General features: G+C 38.0%; 21 protein-coding genes and 1 pseudogene. 7 read left to right on the top strand and 15 right to left on the bottom strand.

The genetic code is table 11. The features are described from left to right. Positions 1-76 precede the first annotated feature (76 nt). Entirely contained in the window at positions 77-727 is a 651-nt protein-coding gene (locus ACFJIZ_RS02865) for a metal-dependent transcriptional regulator (protein ID WP_379090482.1), read from the top strand. Beyond that, positions 727-2,586 carry an Nramp family divalent metal transporter gene (locus ACFJIZ_RS02860; RefSeq protein ID WP_379090480.1) on the top strand — a complete coding sequence of 620 codons (1,860 nt, stop codon included), beginning with the start codon at positions 727-729 and terminating at the stop codon, positions 2,584-2,586. Before ACFJIZ_RS02865 ends, ACFJIZ_RS02860 begins: the two co-directional genes overlap by 1 nt. Here ACFJIZ_RS02860 and ACFJIZ_RS02855 read toward each other — a convergent pair. The 5 genes from ACFJIZ_RS02855 to ACFJIZ_RS02835 are packed head-to-tail and all read right to left on the bottom strand — an operon-like array spanning position 2,583 to position 5,317. Further along, the gene (locus ACFJIZ_RS02855) at positions 2,583-3,041 is read right to left on the bottom strand and encodes a thioredoxin family protein (RefSeq protein ID WP_379090479.1); all 459 of its coding nucleotides are present in this window, start codon (positions 3,039-3,041) and stop codon (positions 2,583-2,585) included. The two genes, ACFJIZ_RS02860 and ACFJIZ_RS02855, sit on opposite strands and share 4 nt — an antisense overlap. Before the next feature lies 1 nt (position 3,042). Beyond that, positions 3,043-3,468: a hypothetical protein gene (locus ACFJIZ_RS02850; protein ID WP_379090477.1), complete on the bottom strand. Its 426-nt coding sequence runs from the start codon at positions 3,466-3,468 to the stop codon at positions 3,043-3,045. Next, complete coding sequence (locus ACFJIZ_RS02845) at positions 3,428-3,730, bottom strand: TonB-dependent receptor domain-containing protein (RefSeq protein WP_379090475.1); 303 nt, start codon at positions 3,728-3,730, stop codon at positions 3,428-3,430. Before ACFJIZ_RS02845 ends, ACFJIZ_RS02850 begins: the two co-directional genes overlap by 41 nt. A gap of 40 nt (positions 3,731-3,770) precedes the next feature. Continuing rightward, positions 3,771-4,016, bottom strand: coding sequence for a TonB-dependent receptor domain-containing protein (locus tag ACFJIZ_RS02840; protein WP_379090473.1), 246 nt, complete (start codon positions 4,014-4,016; stop codon positions 3,771-3,773). Then, positions 3,980-5,317 carry a TonB-dependent receptor plug domain-containing protein gene (locus tag ACFJIZ_RS02835; RefSeq protein WP_379090471.1) on the bottom strand — a complete coding sequence of 446 codons (1,338 nt, stop codon included), beginning with the start codon at positions 5,315-5,317 and terminating at the stop codon, positions 3,980-3,982. The genes ACFJIZ_RS02840 and ACFJIZ_RS02835 overlap by 37 nt, the downstream gene beginning before the upstream one ends. 217 nt (positions 5,318-5,534) lie before the next feature. Between ACFJIZ_RS02835 and smpB the strand changes: the two genes are divergently transcribed. Then, positions 5,535-5,984, top strand: coding sequence for an SsrA-binding protein SmpB (smpB, locus tag ACFJIZ_RS02830; protein WP_055133737.1), 450 nt, complete (start codon positions 5,535-5,537; stop codon positions 5,982-5,984). Positions 5,985-6,066: 82 nt separating this feature from the next. On the opposite strand, the gene ACFJIZ_RS02825 is transcribed toward smpB, so the two are convergent. The 3 genes from ACFJIZ_RS02825 to ACFJIZ_RS02815 form a co-directional block, all read right to left on the bottom strand. Continuing rightward, on the bottom strand, positions 6,067-6,723 hold the full coding sequence (locus ACFJIZ_RS02825) for a protein-L-isoaspartate(D-aspartate) O-methyltransferase (RefSeq protein ID WP_379093859.1): 657 nt from the start codon (positions 6,721-6,723) through the stop codon (positions 6,067-6,069). Positions 6,724-6,918: 195 nt separating this feature from the next. After that, a complete protein-coding gene (gene priA, locus ACFJIZ_RS02820) occupies positions 6,919-9,396 on the bottom strand; it encodes a primosomal protein N' (protein ID WP_379090468.1) in 2,478 nt (825 codons plus the stop codon). Then, positions 9,396-9,779: a DUF423 domain-containing protein gene (locus ACFJIZ_RS02815; RefSeq protein WP_379090466.1), complete on the bottom strand. Its 384-nt coding sequence runs from the start codon at positions 9,777-9,779 to the stop codon at positions 9,396-9,398. The genes priA and ACFJIZ_RS02815 overlap by 1 nt, the downstream gene beginning before the upstream one ends. Before the next feature lie 91 nt (positions 9,780-9,870). On the opposite strand from ACFJIZ_RS02815, the gene ACFJIZ_RS02810 reads away from it, so the two are divergent. After that, entirely contained in the window at positions 9,871-10,215 is a 345-nt protein-coding gene (locus tag ACFJIZ_RS02810) for a hypothetical protein (protein WP_379090465.1), read from the top strand. Continuing rightward, complete coding sequence (locus ACFJIZ_RS02805) at positions 10,212-11,450, top strand: hypothetical protein (RefSeq protein ID WP_379090463.1); 1,239 nt, start codon at positions 10,212-10,214, stop codon at positions 11,448-11,450. The genes ACFJIZ_RS02810 and ACFJIZ_RS02805 overlap by 4 nt, the downstream gene beginning before the upstream one ends. A 377-nt stretch (positions 11,451-11,827) precedes the next feature. Here ACFJIZ_RS02805 and tsaB read toward each other — a convergent pair whose 3' ends face one another. The 7 genes and pseudogenes from tsaB to ACFJIZ_RS02770 all read right to left on the bottom strand — a co-directional run bounded on the left by tsaB (position 11,828) and on the right by ACFJIZ_RS02770 (position 16,161). Continuing rightward, positions 11,828-12,517, bottom strand: a complete 690-nt coding sequence (gene tsaB, locus ACFJIZ_RS02800; RefSeq protein WP_379090461.1) for a tRNA (adenosine(37)-N6)-threonylcarbamoyltransferase complex dimerization subunit type 1 TsaB — start codon at positions 12,515-12,517, stop codon at positions 11,828-11,830. Positions 12,518-12,559: 42 nt separating this feature from the next. After that, a complete protein-coding gene (gene yidD / locus ACFJIZ_RS02795) occupies positions 12,560-12,790 on the bottom strand; it encodes a membrane protein insertion efficiency factor YidD (RefSeq protein ID WP_379090459.1) in 231 nt (76 codons plus the stop codon). Further along, positions 12,777-13,172 carry a ribonuclease P protein component gene (gene rnpA, locus ACFJIZ_RS02790; protein WP_379090457.1) on the bottom strand — a complete coding sequence of 132 codons (396 nt, stop codon included), beginning with the start codon at positions 13,170-13,172 and terminating at the stop codon, positions 12,777-12,779. The genes yidD and rnpA overlap by 14 nt, the downstream gene beginning before the upstream one ends. Positions 13,173-13,235: 63 nt before the next feature. Then, positions 13,236-13,394, bottom strand: a complete 159-nt coding sequence (rpmH, locus tag ACFJIZ_RS02785) for a 50S ribosomal protein L34 (RefSeq protein ID WP_055133745.1) — start codon at positions 13,392-13,394, stop codon at positions 13,236-13,238. Between the two features lie 169 nt (positions 13,395-13,563). Continuing rightward, positions 13,564-14,298 (bottom strand): annotated as a pseudogene (locus tag ACFJIZ_RS02780) (LytR/AlgR family response regulator transcription factor). Further along, positions 14,276-15,271, bottom strand: coding sequence for a sensor histidine kinase (locus ACFJIZ_RS02775; RefSeq protein WP_379090455.1), 996 nt, complete (start codon positions 15,269-15,271; stop codon positions 14,276-14,278). Before ACFJIZ_RS02775 ends, ACFJIZ_RS02780 begins: the two are co-directional and overlap by 23 nt. 92 nt (positions 15,272-15,363) lie before the next feature. Continuing rightward, positions 15,364-16,161 carry a hypothetical protein gene (locus tag ACFJIZ_RS02770; protein ID WP_379090453.1) on the bottom strand — a complete coding sequence of 266 codons (798 nt, stop codon included), beginning with the start codon at positions 16,159-16,161 and terminating at the stop codon, positions 15,364-15,366. Positions 16,162-16,466: 305 nt separating this feature from the next. On the opposite strand from ACFJIZ_RS02770, the gene ACFJIZ_RS02765 reads away from it, so the two are divergent. Together ACFJIZ_RS02765 and ACFJIZ_RS02760 are read left to right on the top strand one after the other, a co-directional pair. Continuing rightward, positions 16,467-17,768, top strand: a complete 1,302-nt coding sequence (locus ACFJIZ_RS02765) for a DPP IV N-terminal domain-containing protein (RefSeq protein WP_379090451.1) — start codon at positions 16,467-16,469, stop codon at positions 17,766-17,768. Then, the gene (locus ACFJIZ_RS02760) at positions 17,693-18,049 is read left to right on the top strand and encodes a DPP IV N-terminal domain-containing protein (protein WP_379093856.1); all 357 of its coding nucleotides are present in this window, start codon (positions 17,693-17,695) and stop codon (positions 18,047-18,049) included. The genes ACFJIZ_RS02765 and ACFJIZ_RS02760 overlap by 76 nt, the downstream gene beginning before the upstream one ends. The last annotated feature ends 34 nt before the right edge of the window (positions 18,050-18,083 follow it).

Genomic DNA, 18,083 nt, shown 5'->3' with positions numbered 1-18,083 from the left:
AACACATTAAAAAATTACTTTTTATTTTACATAATAATTTTTAGATTTGTCTAAATTTATAGTTAGACTAACAAAAATGCAATCTTACACCGAAGAGAACTATCTTAAAATAATCTACCACTTATCTGTGATCAGTAATCCTGTTCAAACCAATGCCATTGCCGAGCGCATACAGACCAAAGCAGCATCGGTAACAGACATGCTGAAGAAACTTTCTGACAAAGAACTGGTTGATTATGTAAAATATCAAGGTGTTACTTTAACTGAGAAAGGAAAACTCACTGCAATCAGTATTGTGAGAAAACATCGCCTTTGGGAAGTTTTTTTGGTAGAGAAGCTAAACTTCAAGTGGGATGAAGTACATGAAGTTGCCGAGGAACTAGAGCACATCAAATCTACATTGTTGGTTGAACGTTTAGACGAATTTTTAGACTTCCCTAAAGTTGATCCACATGGCGATCCTATCCCAGATAAACATGGAAATTTTGCAGACCTCTCTTTTATAAAATTAAGTAAGCTCAAAGTTGGTGATAAAGGAACGATTACAGGCGTAAGCGAACATTCCTCTCCTTTTTTAAAGCATTTGGAAAAACTAGGCCTAACCTTGGGTAAAAAAATAGAAGTATCTGAAATTATCGATTTCGACGGTTCTGTTGAACTATTGATCGAACAGCAAAAAATAAACATCAGTAGAGAAGTAGCTAAACATATCTTAATCAACAAGTAATGAGCCAGAAGCAATCTTTAAGCGAAGTACACGAAAGTGTAGCGACAGACAAACGTAAAGGTTGGAGAAGGTTAATGGCCTTTATAGGCCCTGCCTACTTGGTGAGTGTTGGTTATATGGATCCCGGAAACTGGGCTACAGATATTGCTGGAGGTAGCAAATTTGGTTACCAGTTGATCTGGGTATTATTGATGTCTAACCTGATTGCCCTATTATTGCAATCGTTAAGTGCGAGGCTGGGTATTGTAAGAGGATTAGATTTGGCACAAGCCTCTCGAAATGCCTACCCAAAATGGGTTAATTTTCCGCTCTTTATTTTGGCGCAAACTGCAATCATCGCTTGCGACCTTGCAGAAATCATCGGAATGGCCATTGGTTTAAACCTATTATTTGGTCTGCCTTTGATCTGGGGCATCTCCATTACCATTTTTGATACGGTATTGCTGTTGTTCCTATTGAACAAAGGAATGAGAAAGATGGAGGCTTTTATTGTATCGATGGTATTTATTGTTGGCCTATCATTTTTGGTAGAAATGTTTATTGTAGAGCCTTCCCTAAAAGAGATTGCAAAAGGATTTGAACCTTCACTCCTATCTGGCGAAGCCTTATACATTGCCATTGGTATCATCGGCGCAACTGTAATGCCGCATAATCTATATCTACACTCGTCTTTGGTACAGACCAGGAAGTTTGAAAGGGACAATAAAGGCATTAAAGAAGCCATCAAATTTAATTTCATAGATACTGCAGTTGCCTTAAATCTCGCCTTTTTTGTGAATGCCGCTATTTTGATCTTAGCAGCAGCCGCCTTTTTTAAAAATGGATTTCATGAGGTGGCCGAGATACAAGATGCCCATCGCTTATTGAGCAATATTTTCGGTAGTGTTGCGCCTGCCCTTTTTGCCATTGCTTTAATTGCTGCCGGACAAAGTTCTACCGTTACCGGAACCTTAGCCGGACAGATCATCATGGAAGGCCACTTAAACTTAAGGATACAACCATGGCTACGCAGGCTGATTACACGTTTGCTGGCCATTGTCCCTGCCTTTTGTACCATTTTATTTTTTGGCGATGATGCACTTGGGGGACTATTGATCTTAAGTCAGGTGGTGTTGAGTCTACAACTAGGCTTCGCCATCATCCCATTGATCCATCTAACTTCTGACAAAAAAGAAATGAAGGATTTTACCATCAAAACCTGGGTAAAAGTATTGGCCTGGATGAGTGCCGTAGCCATCATCAGCTTAAACATCAAATTGGTAATAGAAGAGATCAGTGGTTGGATTGCAACCGCCGACGGATGGTATATCTATGTGATCGTCATTCCTATGACTATTTTAATCGGTTTGTTACTGCTCTATATCTTTGTTTATCCATTGATCAGTAAAAAACAAAGGATGGGTAATATCCCACATGGAAATGCTTTGGAAATATCGAATATTGAAAAAATCAATTACAAAAAGATTGGAATTACCGTCGATTTCTCCAAAAATGATAGAAATACAATCAGACATGCACTTATCCAAGGTGGAAAAGATGCCCATTACCATTTGATACATATTGTAGAAACCGCTGCTGCACGTTACCATGGAAAAACAGTGATGGACCATGAGACACAATCAGACACCGAAAATCTAGAAAAATACCAACAAAACTTAGCAGAATTGGGTTACAAAGCTACCCCACATATTGGATTTGGAGGTACTGCAAAAGCCATAGCAGAAATCAGTAATCAAAATAACATCGAGCTTTTGGTAATGGGTGCACATGGACACAAAGGATTGAAAGACCTGATTTTCGGAACCACCGTAGACTCTGTACGCCATAAAGTAGCCATACCTGTATTGATCGTGCGTTAATTTTTTACCGCAAAATAACCCAATACCTGAAGCAGTTCTTTGGCATTCATCATTGCAGGATGCTGGAAAAGGATTTCATTTTGGTTATTTAAGATACAACTGGTTGGAAAGGCCAATTTCCCATTGTGATTTCCCAGTGCGATGGCCAACTCATGGAAGCCTTTATTGGCCTTGTATTCAAATTTTTGATGTTGGTAGGTAATGGGTAACTTTTCCTCGGCATCCAATCTTACAAAATAATAAGCCTCACTCAATAGCTTAGCCACCATTTTATCTTTAAATACCACTTCATCCATTGCCTTGCAATAGCTGCACCAGTTGGTATGGATAAATACAAAAACCTTTTTAGGTTTGATCCGCTGTAAACTATCCAGTTGGTTAAAACGAATATTGGTCTGCTGTGCTTTCACAACCGAAGCACAACAGACCAATAGCAAAACAAGGAATGTTTTCATGTTATTTGATGGTTAACCTTATGCCTAAGAAACCTCTGATACCCTGATTTGGCGCATACACATAATTTGGATCAAATGTCAGGGCATAAGGATTGTCTGGTGTTGCTATCACTTGTCCATTGGGATTAAACTGCACATTTTTATCGAAGGGGTCGTTGGCTCTGGCAATGATAAATGGAGTACCCTTGTTCGGTGTAAAATTGAGCAGGTTTTTTACACCTCCATAAATCTCTATATTTTTAAATCCATCGTAAACCAATTGTATGTTCTGGATGCTCCAAGTTGGCGAATAAGGCCTACGGGAATCTAAATCGCCTAATAAAGGCAAACGCATAGGGCTGTAAATATTACCTGTATAATCTATGCCTAAATTGAGTTTATGGATCTTATAAGATACAGCCCAAGTACCCGAAAACTTTTCTGTCAAGATCTTGTTGCTGGCGAATGCCCTTTTCTACAAAACCAACATCTTGATAGGTCAAACCAGCGGTTAGCTTTAATCCAGAACTAAACGCGAGGTCTACATTAGCGGTCAGGCCTTTACTTACAGCGTATCCATCCAAGTTATCATATCTGATTTCGTTCGGGTTCGAATCAAAATCACCAATGATCCGGTTATTGAAATAGGTATAAAAGGCAGAAAAGTCCAAACCAAGAAACGACCCACTCTTTAAGTAGATTTTTTTCAAGAAGTTCAAGTTCACATTATAGGTACGTTCAGGTTTTAGTTCATTGCTGATCGACTACTTCACGGGCACCAGTTAAAGCTGCATGGTCTTCTGTAAAAATATTTACCACCCTAAAACCTGTACCAGCATTTAAGCGAATGATGTTTTTTTCGTTGATACTCCATTTATAGGCCAATCTGGGGGTGAAGATATTGCCATGAACAGAATTATAATCATACCTCAACCCTGCCAAGACGGAGTGGCTTTTTGCTACCTTGATTTCGTCTTGGATAAAGATTCCAGGCAAAAACACGCGCTCGGATCATTGACCAAATCTTTAGAAGCGGTTGCAGGGGTATTGTCATCATAATATGTATAACGCAGGGCCGTACCGATCAATAAATCGTTTATCCCTATCTTTTTGTCCCAGGTAAGCTGACCAAATGCGATTTTCTGTTGGGCGATATAAGCCACTGTCCCATATCGACTATCCTGATCATGGTCTGTAAGCGAAAAAGACAGGAACATCTTCTCTTCAATCGGCAGTTGGTAATTCCCAATCAGCTCAAATCTTCGGGTATAGATACTCTCTCCATACACTTGGTCTCCACCCCTAAACGATTTGTTCCAATTCACCTCTCCTCCCCACCTGTCTTCATATAAATATCGCCCTGCAATAGAGAATAATCTATTTTTTTTACGGTCGATGTTCCATTTTTGAAATATAGAGATACGGTCTTGTAAGGTCACATCGGTAAATCCATCATGGTTGTGATCTACCCTATTGCCAAATTTGAAATAATTCAGTCCTGTTAAAAAAGATACTTTTTTGTTGAGGTTGACCTTAAAACCCAAGTCTGTATTGTATTCGCCATAACCAGTTGCCATTACATCGGCAGAGAACAAGGCGGCATTTTGTACTTTTTTGGTAATGATGTTGATCAGTCCACCAACAGCCTCACTTCCATAAAGCGAGGAAGCTGGGCCTTTTACCACCTCAATTCTCTCAACCAAAGCATTGGGAATACCTGACAGTCCATACACCGTAGAGAGACTACTTACAATGGGCATTCCATCTATCAATACCATGGTATACGGGCCTTCTAATCCATTGATATGGATATCACCTGTATTACAGATGTTGCAGTTGAGTTGGGGCCGTACACCATTTACATTCTGCAAAGCATCAAATATGCTTGGCGTGGGGTTCTTTTTAAAGAATTTAGCCGTGTAGATTTCTACCGGAACGGGACTTTCGAGCCTATTCACCTCTTTTTGAGTTCCTGTAACCACCACTTCATTCAGATTTTCGTCTAAGGATTCCAACTTCAACAGGGCAAAGGTGGTATCTTTTGTCAAATCGAATTTTAAGGTCAAACTTCTGTAACCTAGCATACTTATTTTTAGGTGATAGGTACCAGCTTTTACCTTATCCATGCTGAATTTGCCCGTGCTATCGGTAACCGTTGTCCGTTTCAGTTCTAACAAAGAGACTGAAACTTTTTGTGCAGCTTCATTTGTGGCTACAAAACCTTGCACTTTAAATTGCTGGGATTGAACCTGATGAAACATCAAAATAAAGAAAAACAAGAGTATGGCTTTTTGCATGTTGTACATATTAGTTCAGCAAAAATATAAATTTAGATTAATCTAAAAAATAATTTAGATTAATTTATTTATAGATAATAGACTATACTAAATATTATGGTCTTATAGCTGCCTAAATGTACTACATTATTTTTAAATGCAACTATATTGCATTTAAAAATATTATTCTTCTACATTAGAGATATAGAATAAGCAAGAAATAACGATATTTGTAATTATGTCAAAAGATATCCAAATCAAGAACAAAAGAGCCTATTTCGACTACCATATCCTAGATAGTTATGTTGCTGGTATAGCGTTACTTGGCACCGAAATCAAAGCGGTTAGACAGGGGAAGGCCAATATGACCGATGCTTTCTGCATGTTTATTGATGATATACTTTATGTGAGGAACCTCCATATTTCTGAATACAGCCATAGCTCTTTTCATCACCACGACATTAAAAGAGACCGTGTGCTGCTTTTGCACAAAAAAGAACTCAAGAAACTGAAAATCAAGGGAGAAGAAAAAGGCTTTACCATTGTACCATTAAGAATTTTCACCAACGAACGTGGTTTTGCCAAAATGGAAATTGCGATTGCACAAGGTAAAAAGGAATTTGACAAACGTGATAGCATCAAAGACCGCGAAAGCAAACGTGAAATGGATAGGGCAATGAAGGTTTAGTTCATTGGTATCATTAGTTTCATTGGTTGTTGCAATTCTCAATTCCAAAACTGCAAGCTGAAAACTGTAAACCGAAAATTATTTACCAAGCTTGGTCGCCTACCAAGGGTACAAACCTAAAGGTATCCAACTCAATCTTATCGTAATCGTTTTCGTTTATGCGGATAACCGTGATCATTTTTTGAGATTTCTCGTCTCCTACCGGAATAACCAAAATGCCTCCGATTTTAAGCTGCTTCAATAAGATTTCTGGAACAAATGGGGCCCCAGCGGTAACGATGATCTTTGCATAAGGCGCATGTTCTTCAATGCCTTTTGAGCCATCCCCAAGGAAGAAATTGGCTTTGTATCCCATCCCAGGTAATACTTTTAAAGTATGGTTATAGATATTAGGTTGACGTTCGATGGTATAAACCTTAGCGCCTAACTCCATTAAGATACAAGTCTGGTAACCAGAACCCGTTCCAATCTCCAAAACCTTATCGCCTTTTTGGATATGTAAGAGTTCGGTCTGATAAGCCACGGTATAGGGTTGGGAAATGGTTTGGCCATCGCCTATCGGAAATGCGATATCTTTATAGGCTTGGTTCCAAAAAGTTTCATCGAAAAAGAAATGACGTGGCACCTTGCCGATTGCTTTTAAAACTCCTTCGTCTGCAATTCCTCTTTCTCTAAGCAATTCAACCAGCTTTTTTCTTGCACCCTTCTCTCTGTAATTATCTATAAACTTATATGCCATTCTATCCAAAAATAGCGTTTTAAACGCTCATTTCATTAAATAATTATGAGTTTATGTGACCATGGATGATAACCCCCACAAAATCAATCTAGAAAATTTAAGGCTTAAAGGAACAAGAATAAAGGAGTAAAGATTAAAGAGCAAAGATTAAAGACTCAGGACTACAGACTCACGACTAGAGACTAGAACTCCAAACTAATAAGGACCTACGTCAATTTGTGTAATTACACTCTTAAAGTCTTTTTGGGCATTAAAATCTTTGATCGTTTCTTTTAATACAGCTTTTACCTTTTGGATGGCTGCATTTTTTTCTGTTTTGATAATGATCTGTTTGATGTAATAGTTCCTGATTCTTGCTACCAATGGCTGCTCTGGGCCTAAAATTCGATTACCCAATTGTGATCTTAAGGCATTGGCCAAGGTCTGCGCTGCAATGTTCAACACATTGGCATCCTTATGCTTCACATTGATGAAGATCAAACGTGTAAAAGGCGGATAGTTGAACTGTTTGCGCTCGACCATTTCATCGTTATACATCTCTAGATAATTGTTTGCTATCACCTGTTTGATGATCCTGTGCGAATCATCATAAGCCTGTATGCAAACCTTTCCTTGTTTATCTCTACGGCCTGCTCTTCCAGCTACCTGCGCCAACAACTGGTAACTTCTTTCAAAAGCCCTAAAATCTGGATAATTCAATAAGGTATCCGCATTGATTACCCCGATCAAACTTACATTGTCAAAATCCAAACCTTTGGCAACCATCTGTGTACCAATCAAAATCTGTGTTTTTTTGTCCTGAAAATCGGAAATGATCTGTTGCATCCCATTTTTGGTTCTTGTGCTGTCCAAATCCAGTCTAGCCATTTTAACGTCTGGGAAGATCAAACTCAACTCTTCTTCTACCCGCTCTGTACCAAAACCTTTTTGCTCAATGTGAACGGAACCACAAGCCGGACAGATGTTAATGCTGCTCTGATGGTAACCACAATAATGGCAATGCAATTTACCACTGGTTTTATGGAAAGTTAGACTTACATCACAATTGACACATTTGGGAGCATAACCGCAAGTTGCACAAATTAAAATAGTAGCATAACCTCGACGGTTCTGGAACAATATCACTTGTTCCTTATTTTCGAGGGCAGTTGCCATATCATCGATCAACACACTGGTAAAGTAGGATGTCATTTTCTTGCGCTTGGTTTCTTCAGCAATACTGACCACTTCTTGCAAAGGCAATTGCACGCCGCCAAATCTTTCGTTCAATACCACCAATCCGTATTTATCTGTTTCGGCATTGTGGTAACTTTCTATAGATGGGGTTGCCGAACCCAATACCACTTTTGTTTGGTGCAAGTGACCTAGAAAAACTGCAGCATCCCTTGCTTGGTACCTAGGCGCAGGCTCATGCTGTTTGTAAGACGATTCATGTTCCTCATCCACCACAATCAGTTTCAGGTCTTTAAAAGGAAGGAATACGGCAGAGCGGGCACCCAATACCACTTGATAAGAACCGTTCAATACTTTGTTCCAGATCTCTACCCTTTCATTATCGTTGAATTTAGAATGGTAAACTCCGATTTTATCGCCAAAATATCGTTTGATCCGTTCTACAATCTGAGTAGTCAGTGCAATTTCTGGCAATAGAAAGAGTACTTGTCCACCCTTACTGATGGCATTTTCTATCAATTTGATGTACAACTGTGTTTTACCAGATGCGGTAATACCATGCAGCAATACTACATCTTTAGTGGCAAACTGCAGTTCTATTTCGTCAAAGGCCTTTTGTTGTGCCGTACTTAGTTGAAAATTAACTTCAAACTCATCTGTAGAATCGTTTAAGCGGCTTACTTGTCGTTTTTCAACGCTGAACACCTCTTTATCGATCAAGGCTTTTAAAGCAGCCTGCCCACTCCCACTTTCTTCCAAAAGTTTTTGTTTGGGAATAGTGACTTCATTTTTGGCCAATTTCAAGTAAGCCAACAGTGCATCCAATTGTTTTGGAGCTTTTTCTAGCACCGCAAAAAGTTGTTTTAGGTTTTCTTCTTCCTTATAAAAAGGGTTAAGGGTAATAAATGATTTTAAAAGTGGTCGATATTTTTCAATGACTTCTTCTGCCACATAGATCACTTCTTTACCAATTAAAGCATTAATGATCGGGTAGACTGTTTTCTGCCCCAAAAGTTCAACTACATCGTCTATACTGATGCGCTGTTGTTTATTCAATACCGAAACAATCAGGCTTTCTTTTTCTGTGAGGTCTAGTTCTTCTGGCAATTCATCCCTTAACACCAAGATGGTCTCACTTGCCAGTTTCAGGCCAGTGGGCAAAGCCGCAGCCATTACATCACCTTCATTACACAAATAATAAGAGGTGATCCAATCCCAAAATTCAAATTGTTTTGGTGTAATTACGGGCAGTTCATCCACCACATCGATGATGTATTTGGCCTGATAAAATTCTGGTGGTTGATCGCCGATACTTTTAACCAGCGCCGTGTATATCTTGTGTTTGCCAAACTGTACCACCACACGCTTACCTACCGCAATCCGATCATTGAGTTCGAAAGGAACACGATAAGTATAGTTGATCGCTAGCGACAAAGGCAAGATCACTTCTACAAAAAGTGTTTCCCTTTCAGAAAAATCTATGGGGCTTGCAAATTGCATTATTTATCTTTTAATGCGGCCAAGAACAGGCTTATCCAGCCCAAAATAAAACATAAACCTCCAACTGGTGTAATTGGACCAATAAAACTGACCGATAAATGATAAGCATCTTTTAATGCCAAAACATACAAAGGTCCCGAAAACAGCACAATGCCAAGGGTAAAGAAAACGAAGGCAAAACCTATCAATTTATTTTTATAACGGGCAAAAGTAGACAGATATAACAGTGCAAAAACATGATAGAACTGATATTCTACTCCTTTTTGCCAAATTTCTAATGCTGATGGGCTGATCAGTGTTTTTAAGCTGTGTGCACCAAATGCACCTAAAACTACTGCCAAAGCTCCAAAAAAAGCTGCAGTAAGGATAATACGTTTATTCATGAATTAACGGCTTTATACGGATGCTAAATTAAGAAAATGCCCTTATAATCTCTGTAATCCCAAAATTAAATTAAATTTGTAGGTAACAGCCATGAAAAGAATATATATAACGTTAGGGATATTACTGATAGGAATGATCGCAATGGCTTATCTGTATTTTTCTAATTTGAATACAGAAACAAGCGCAAACGATTTATCTTTAAATACAGTTGCCTCCAACTCGGGGATCATCTTCAGCTTTGAAAACGACAAAAGCTTTTATGAAATCTTAAGTGGACAGGATTTGTTTCAACATATTTTAGGGGAAAACAAATCAAAACAATTCAGTGCTTTAAGAGACAATTTGATTGGCCAGCCCGATATTGCCAATGCATTAAATAGTCAAAAAATCTATATTGGTTTGATCCTGGCGCAGACCATACCATTGATTTTTTGATTGGTACCCAAATCAGCTCAAATATCAATCCTCAAAAAATATTCAATGGTTTAAGTGGCAACCAAACCAAAGTAAATAAGCTGGGCGAAGTTTACCAGCTTACTTTTAAAGATAGCACGCAATGTTTTATTGGCATCAAAAATAACATGATTACTTTGTCAAATGTATTGTTGCCAATCCAGAATGCACTGAAAGACCAGAAAACAGAAAAACAGGATTTTGTCAATTACATCAAAAACAATAGCCGTTTTAACAAAAATACCTTGGCTAGTCTTTATCTTGATTTCAACAAAATTCCTTTATTTCTGAAAAGCATCTTGAACAGCAATATCAGTGGCGAGCTTAATGTGTTTAACAAGCAAAATAGTTTTGCGGCCTTAAGTTATAATTTTAGCAAGGAAAAACTCTTGTTCAATGGCAATACCCAGATCAACAACGACCAGAGCTATTACAAACTTTTCGACCATGTTCCTGAACAAAAGCTAACGATCAACACTATCCTTCCGCAAAAAACGGCCAATTATACCATTTATGCTATCTCAGATTATGTCAACTGGCACAAAGAGCTAAATGAATTGATGGTTAAGACCAATGAAGATAAAAAAGTAAGTCAGCTGATTTCCTCAGTCAATCAAAAATACAGGATTGATCTGAATCAGATTTTTCCTAAATACTTTAAAAATGAGTTGGTCACTTTTCAATTGAGCAGTGGAGAAAAATTTGGAGCAATTGCATTGAGCAATGGCGAAAAAGTGGGACAATTGTTAATGGATTTAAGTGGTAATTATGCACCGGAAATCAAAATATTTAAAGAACCTGGTATTGCTTACGCTTATTTTGGTGAACCGTTCAAGAAATTTGAAAAGCCTTTTTATACGATCATCGACAACTATTTGGTAATGGCCAACAACGCCAGCAGCATACAGGTATTTTTAAATAGCTATGAAAATAATGCTTTGTTAACCAATGATGTAGATTATCAAGATTTTAACAATCAACTCTCTTCTTCTGCTACCATTTCCTTTTATGTGAACCATGAAAACTCGAATGATATTTTTGGCAGGAACCTCAAACAACCTTATTTTAAACAGTACCAATCAAAAACCGGTTTTAAGTCTTTTGATGCCTTCTCTTTTCAGTTATCCGGCGATAAAGGCAAGTTCTTGAGCAATCTGTTGCTTTACAAGAAACCTGAAAAGACAGTTGCTACAGATACTTTAAACAAAGATTTTTAATGTAAAATTTCGATAAAGCTATTTTTATTTGCGAAATTTTAGCAAAACATTGGAAGTAGTTCTTCGGTCGGTCCAGCCCTGCTTTTCACTCCTGCCGAAGAAAATCGGCATCTGCTACAATCAGGTTTAAATAACAAAACCAGTAGTTCTTGGCAAAAACAACCCTAAATAGCTGCATAGTTAAACGGGATTGGAATGAAAATCCTTTTTGTTTTGTTGAGCTTATTGAAGCACAAAAAGATTGGAATGTAAAGCCCGACTAACGTTAAAATTGTTGAGCAACTTGCTTTCCTCAATTCTTATGGGTACAAATAAACCTTATTAATGAAGTTTCAGCAAAACATTAATAGCCTATCAAATTTGTGCTTAAACACCACTCAATTCGTTTTACTTTTTGGGGTTGTAAATACAAAATCCTTAAGGTAAAAAGGTTCAAAGTAGGCTACATCCTCAAAGTTTTGGTGATCAAAGGCCAACTTTGCCAAACTGCTCATATTGGCTGCGGAGTTATAATTTGAAATAGAAAAATGTGCATTTTGATGGTCGAGCACAGGCATACATTTTTCTGCACCATCGCCAATAAAGGTTACATAGTTTTGGTCTAGCTCTAAGATAAAACTCTTTTCGTCTACAATTTTTGCATTTACGGCTTCTATTTCCTGTAGTTTATTGTTGTAAACGGCCGTAAATACTTCCATCCTCCTGGCGTCGATCATGGGGCAGATCAATCCCCCATAATTTGGATGCTGCAACAAAAATCCATTCGCCATCATTTGTAAAGTGGGTATGGCAATAAAAGGTTTATCAAGCGCAAAACACAAGCCTTTGGCGGTGGATACACCTATGCGTAGACCTGTATAAGAACCAGGTCCTTTACTTACTGCAATGGCATCCAAATCTTTATAAGCCAAGCCTGCCGTCTGCATTACTTCTTCTATAAATAAGGTTAAACTAGCCGCATGGATATTCTGTGCGGCCTGTTCCTTTAACGCAATTGTTTCTCCATTTATAGCCAATGCAACCGAGCAAACCGGTGTAGCTGTTTCAATTTGTAGTATAGTAGCCATCTTTAAAATTAGAAAGGTAAAGTTAAGCGTTTAGATCTTATTTTAAGGTACGGGATCATGCCCATGTTTGCCCCAAGGGTGACAACTTGCAATACGCTTTAGGGTTAGCCAACCACCTTTAAACGGACCATGTTTTTTAATGGCCTCTACACCATATTGTGAACAAGTTGGTGTATATCTACAATTGGCGCCTAACAAGGGAGAGATAAAAAGTTGATACAACTTGATGATGCCCAAAAAAAGCCAAGAAAACAGAAGTTTAATTATTTTCATCTGCGGCTATTTGTTGAGTTAATTTTTTAAGTGCCAATGACAATTTCTTTTCAAAAAAGCCATAATCGTATTTCTCTTTGCCTACATACTGTAACGACAAAAGCAATAGGTCTTGTTGGGCTACTAAAAATGGATAAAGTTGGAGTTCTTTTTGTAAGCGATAAGCTTCACGAGTACGTCTCTTAATCAAATTACGATCAACTGCACGTTTGTAGCGTTTTTTGGCTACGTTGATTACAATTTGGGCAGGATATTGATGAGGTTCGGCTACAAAAAAATAAGTAATCCGAAAGGGGTATAATAAAAAAGAAGAACCGTTCTTAAATAGCAAGTCTAATGACTTTTTACTACATAACCGTTCTTCTTTGTTAAATTTGTTCATGTTTTTGATTGCAATTGTGCAGCGTAATCTAACTGCTAACACCTAAAAGGCGGCAATCAAAAATTATGCTTTATGACGACGCTCGTCAGAAACTGATAATCTTTTTCTTCCTTTTGCACGGCGAGAAGCTAATACTCTTCTACCGTTTGCTGTAGCCATTCTTTCGCGGAAGCCATGCTTGTTTCTTCTCTTTCTTTGCGAAGGTTGGAATGTTCTTTTCATAACTGTATAATATCTTAACTAGAGTTTTTTAAATAAGAGGTGCAAATATAACGTGATTTTTCTATAAATGCAAGTGTGATTTCTTTTTATTTTTTATTGAGTTGCAAATATAGTGTTTTCTATCGTTTTCATGATAGTTTTGCTTCTTGTAAAAACGTAAAGCAGGGTATTAAAGACCTAAGGCCGCTTTTAATTTGATGTATCCAGTTTTGCTTACCGGTAGCCAAATGCCCGATTTTAAAAGTACAACATAACTCTCCTTTTCTTTCAATTCGATCTTGGTTACCTCAACCAAGTTAATGATATAAGAACGATGGATGCGGATGAACTGGTTGGGATCGAGTGTCTGCTCGAAAAAGCTCATGGTCTTGTTTTTATGGAAATTACCTTCCGTTGTACTCAATTTCACATAATCATCATCCGCTTCAATGTAATGTAATTCTGTTACCGGAATAATTTTGATTGACCCCTGCGTTCTTAACCACGATCCTACTGTTCTGTGCCGGCGACAATGCAGCGGTTTCCAGCAACTCATTGCTGGTTTCGCCTTTGGCCAGTTTTGCAGGCAATTTCTGCATGGCTTGGTCAAAACGTGTTTTTTCTATGGGTTTCAGTAAATAATCAACCGCATTTACCTCAAATGCCTTAATGGCATATTCATCAAATGCTGTTGTGAAAATTACTGCATGATGGTTCTCTACAAGTTCCAACATCTCAAAACCACTGATCTTAGGCATCTGGATATCCAAAAAAATAAAATCAGGTTTATGTTGCGCAATGGCTTTTAGTCCCTCAAAACCATCTACACATTCCGCAACGATCTTATATCAGGATACGATTTCAAATAATGTTTAACCACATCCCTGGCTAAGGCTTCATCATCAATTAGTATCGTTCTTATCATCTTTTTGTGGTATTTTAAGCGTAGTTATATATAAATTATCGTTGCGTGTCTCGGTCTGCAAAAGGTTGCTGTCGGCAAATAACAGATACAATCTACGACGTATTGCCGACAAACCAAAACCTGTACCTTTAGTAGCCCTCATTTCTGGATCGTAAGGATTGGCCACACAAACCACCAAAGTTCTATTTTCCAATTTGACCCTTATGGTAATGGTTATGGCGGCAGAAGTATTGTATAAACCAAATTTAATGGCATTCTCTACAATAGGTTGCAATAAGGTTCCTGGCAAACATAGACCCAATGTATCTTCTTCAATCTGTACATCCAGGTTTAACCGATGACTAAAACGTACTTTTTCTATATCCAGATAGAGCTGTATGTATTCCATCTCTTCGGCTACATTAACCCAAACCTCATCATCTCGTTTTAGTGTGCCCCTTAAAAAAGCAGCCAATTTAGTCATCATCGTTCCCGCTTCGGTGGGATTTACAATGGTTAGGGCATAAACAGAGTTCAAGCTGTTGAACAGAAAATGTGGTTGCAATTGATGTCTGAGTTTATTCAGTTCAGCTTCTTTTGCCAAATTTTGGGCGGCTAATAAACGGCCCTGGGTTTCCGACTGTTCTTCTAATCTATACCATAAGATATTGGCCAAAGCACACCAGGTTAATGACAGAAATGCAACTATTGCCCTAAATGGCAAGGAAAAGTCTAAAAACAGTTCATAGAGCTTTTGCTTGATAAAAAGATAGTTGAGTGCATATTTAGCTGTAAAGATGATCACTACGGTCAATACTGCGGTCAACAGCAAAAGGAATAACATCCTTTCATTTTTAGGTTGGTAATAGCCCAACATGTTGCTGATCACAATACAGCCAATGGCCAATAGTCCATTACTGATAATGCTATCGGCCAAGGCAATCTGCCAGCTAAAGTTAAGTGTATAATAGACAAATAAAGCGCATACTCCCATCCAACAGGCCAATATGACGCTGGAGACGAGTTTGATTTGCTTTACTGATAATGGAGTTGTCGTCACGACATCAAGTTTAGGTTAAAATTTGTTTAGTAATTCCTAATATCTACCCCGCCAAACATCGCTATCCCTCTAATAATTAAAAGCTTATTCTGCCCTTCTACGGCTGGCTGAATGCTTCTTTTGTCGTCCATACCACCAAAAATCGCTGTAACTTCTGGTTTTACCTGCCATCCTGGAGGAATGATCATCTTGCAGCCTCCAAATATTGCTGTGATATCCAATACGATTTCTCCTTCAAAATCTGCCTGTGTCAAGTTAAGGTCGCATCCACCAAAAACCGCGGTTACTTCTCCCCCTTTAAAGTTTTTAGAATAGACCGTTTGGTGACTTCCTCCAAAAACATTCACAGAATCTAGATAATCGTTGCTATTCGTTTTTTTTTCATCGGTTGTTTTGGCTTCTTCTCCATAAGTCTGAAAAGGTTCTGCCTGTCCAAATCTATTGTTCCAACGACGGCCTCTTCTTTGCCATCTATTTTCCCTATGGTTAAAAGTACTTTTTGGTTTAAAGATCAAAAATAGTCCCAATCCAACCAGCATTATTGGAAAGACCACATGCGACATGTTTAATCCGTCTATTGCTTTATCCAGTGTAAAATAGGTACCTACAAGTACCATAATGAACCAACCGCTATTTCTAAAATTATGTTTAAAACCGATAAACAAACCTATGGCGATCAAAAGTGTACTCCAGCTGAACAACCATCTAGGTAGGTCTAAGCCTACATTGTCCAACAATAAAAGTGAACCTATTACTATTATAAATAAACCTGCCCAAACCTTGCCAGAGCGGTTTATCATTTCGTTATGATTGGTATTTTCCATTTTCTTCTGTATTGTATAGTCAAATGTAGGTCGAAACTTCACATCAGCCTATAGCAATCTTGCATTTGTAAGTTAATTATCGGTAAAAAGCATTAATTATTCGGTAAAAATTATTTTATTCTTTGAGGTCCGTTTACCGAAGTTAATAAAACATTAGACTATAATCCATCCCTCGGCAAAACTGCTCAATTTAAGGTTATAAATGGTTAATATCAGGAAAATTGATCTTTGTATTTAACAGTATCTTAAGCACTCCTAATTGACAGCACTTTAACTTTAACCGAGAGACCAAAAACAAACTTATCATGAGATCCAAAAAACTGCATTTACGCTTCCTGTTTTTATTTTCTACAACCATCTTTTTATTTGTTGCAGCAAACAGCTTTGCCCAAGGCAAAATTGAAGATTACCAAAGGGCCGAATCGTTAAATGGCCAAATACAGAACAAGATCTACTATGCGCCCAATAGTTTTAAATGGCTGAATGTTAAAAAGCAATATTTCTATACCATGGTAACCGAAAAGGGAACGGAGTATATTTTGGCAGATGTGAAAGACCTCAGTAAAAAACCTGCGTTTGACCAACAAAAACTGGCTACAGAACTAGCAACCGTAACCAAAACACAATTCAGCCCTTACCAACTTCCTATTACCAATGTAAGTATGAACAATGATGGTGCTGAACTGCAGTTTACCTACGACAATAAGATCTGGTCTTATGACCTCAGTACTTTTAAATGTAAGGAGCTCAAAAGAACAGAAAGCCCAAGAACCCCAAATTATTGGGGCAACCAAGCCAATGATCAAACAGAAAGAAGAATAAAGTCTCCAGATGGAAACTGGGAAGCCTACATTAAAAACTTTAATGTTTATATCAAAAGTATCGAAGGAAAAAAAGAGGAGTTTCAATTAAGTTTTGATGGCTCGGAAGGCGAGTATTACAGTTCGTTCATTGCATGGTCGCCAGATTCGAAGAAATTAGCGACCAATAAAGTCCGTCCTAATAAACCACATTTGATTTACCTAATCGAGTCATCTCCAGCAACCCAATTACAGCCCATACTGCAATCTAGAAACTACCTTAAACCTGGTGATGCACTGCCTCAATTGCAACCTACACTATTCTTGGTCGACAGTAAAAAACAAATCAATTTAGATCAACAAAAAATCCAATCGCAATATGCACTGAGTAATTTGGAATGGCGAAAAGACAGCAGGGCATTTACTTTTGAGTATAACCAACGCGGACATCAAAAATATACCGTTGTTGAGGTTGATGCCAATGGTACGTTGAAGGAATTGATCAAAGAAGAAAGTAAGACCTTTTTTAGCTATAGCGGAAAAAAATACAGATATGATATCAACGATGGTGAAGAAATCATCTGGGCATCTGAAAGAGATGGTTGGAACCACCTTTACCTTTATAATGGCAATGGGACATTAAAAAACCAGATCACCAAAGGCAATTGGGTGGTGCGTAGCGTAGTTAGTGTCAATGAAAAAGACAAAACCATCATTTTTGAGGGCAGCGGATTGGAAAAAGACCAAGACCTTATTTTATCCAATACTATAAGATCAACTTTAACGGAACTGGACTTGTTAAATTAACCACAGAAAATGGGAACCATAAGGCTTTCTTTAATGATGATTATAGTTATTTTATAGATACTTATTCTAGAATTGACCAGCCGCAGCTTACCGTGTTAAGAGATGGCAAAACTGGAAAAGTATTAAAAGAATTAGAAAATGCCAATATAGATGCACTTTTAAAAACAGGCTGGAAATTACCAGAGGTATTTAGCGCCAAAGGAAGGGATGGCAAAACAGATATCTGGGGAATGATGATCCGCCCTAGCAATTTCGATCCTCGAAAAAGTATCCTGTTATAGAATATATCTACGCTGGCCCACACGATTCTTTTGT

This window comes from Pedobacter sp. UC225_65 (genome assembly GCF_042698365.1).
In the GTDB taxonomy this organism is placed as follows: Bacteria; Bacteroidota; Bacteroidia; order Sphingobacteriales; family Sphingobacteriaceae; genus Pedobacter.
The sequence above is the reverse complement of the archived record's forward strand: the minus strand, read 5'-3'. Positions and strand labels throughout refer to the sequence as shown.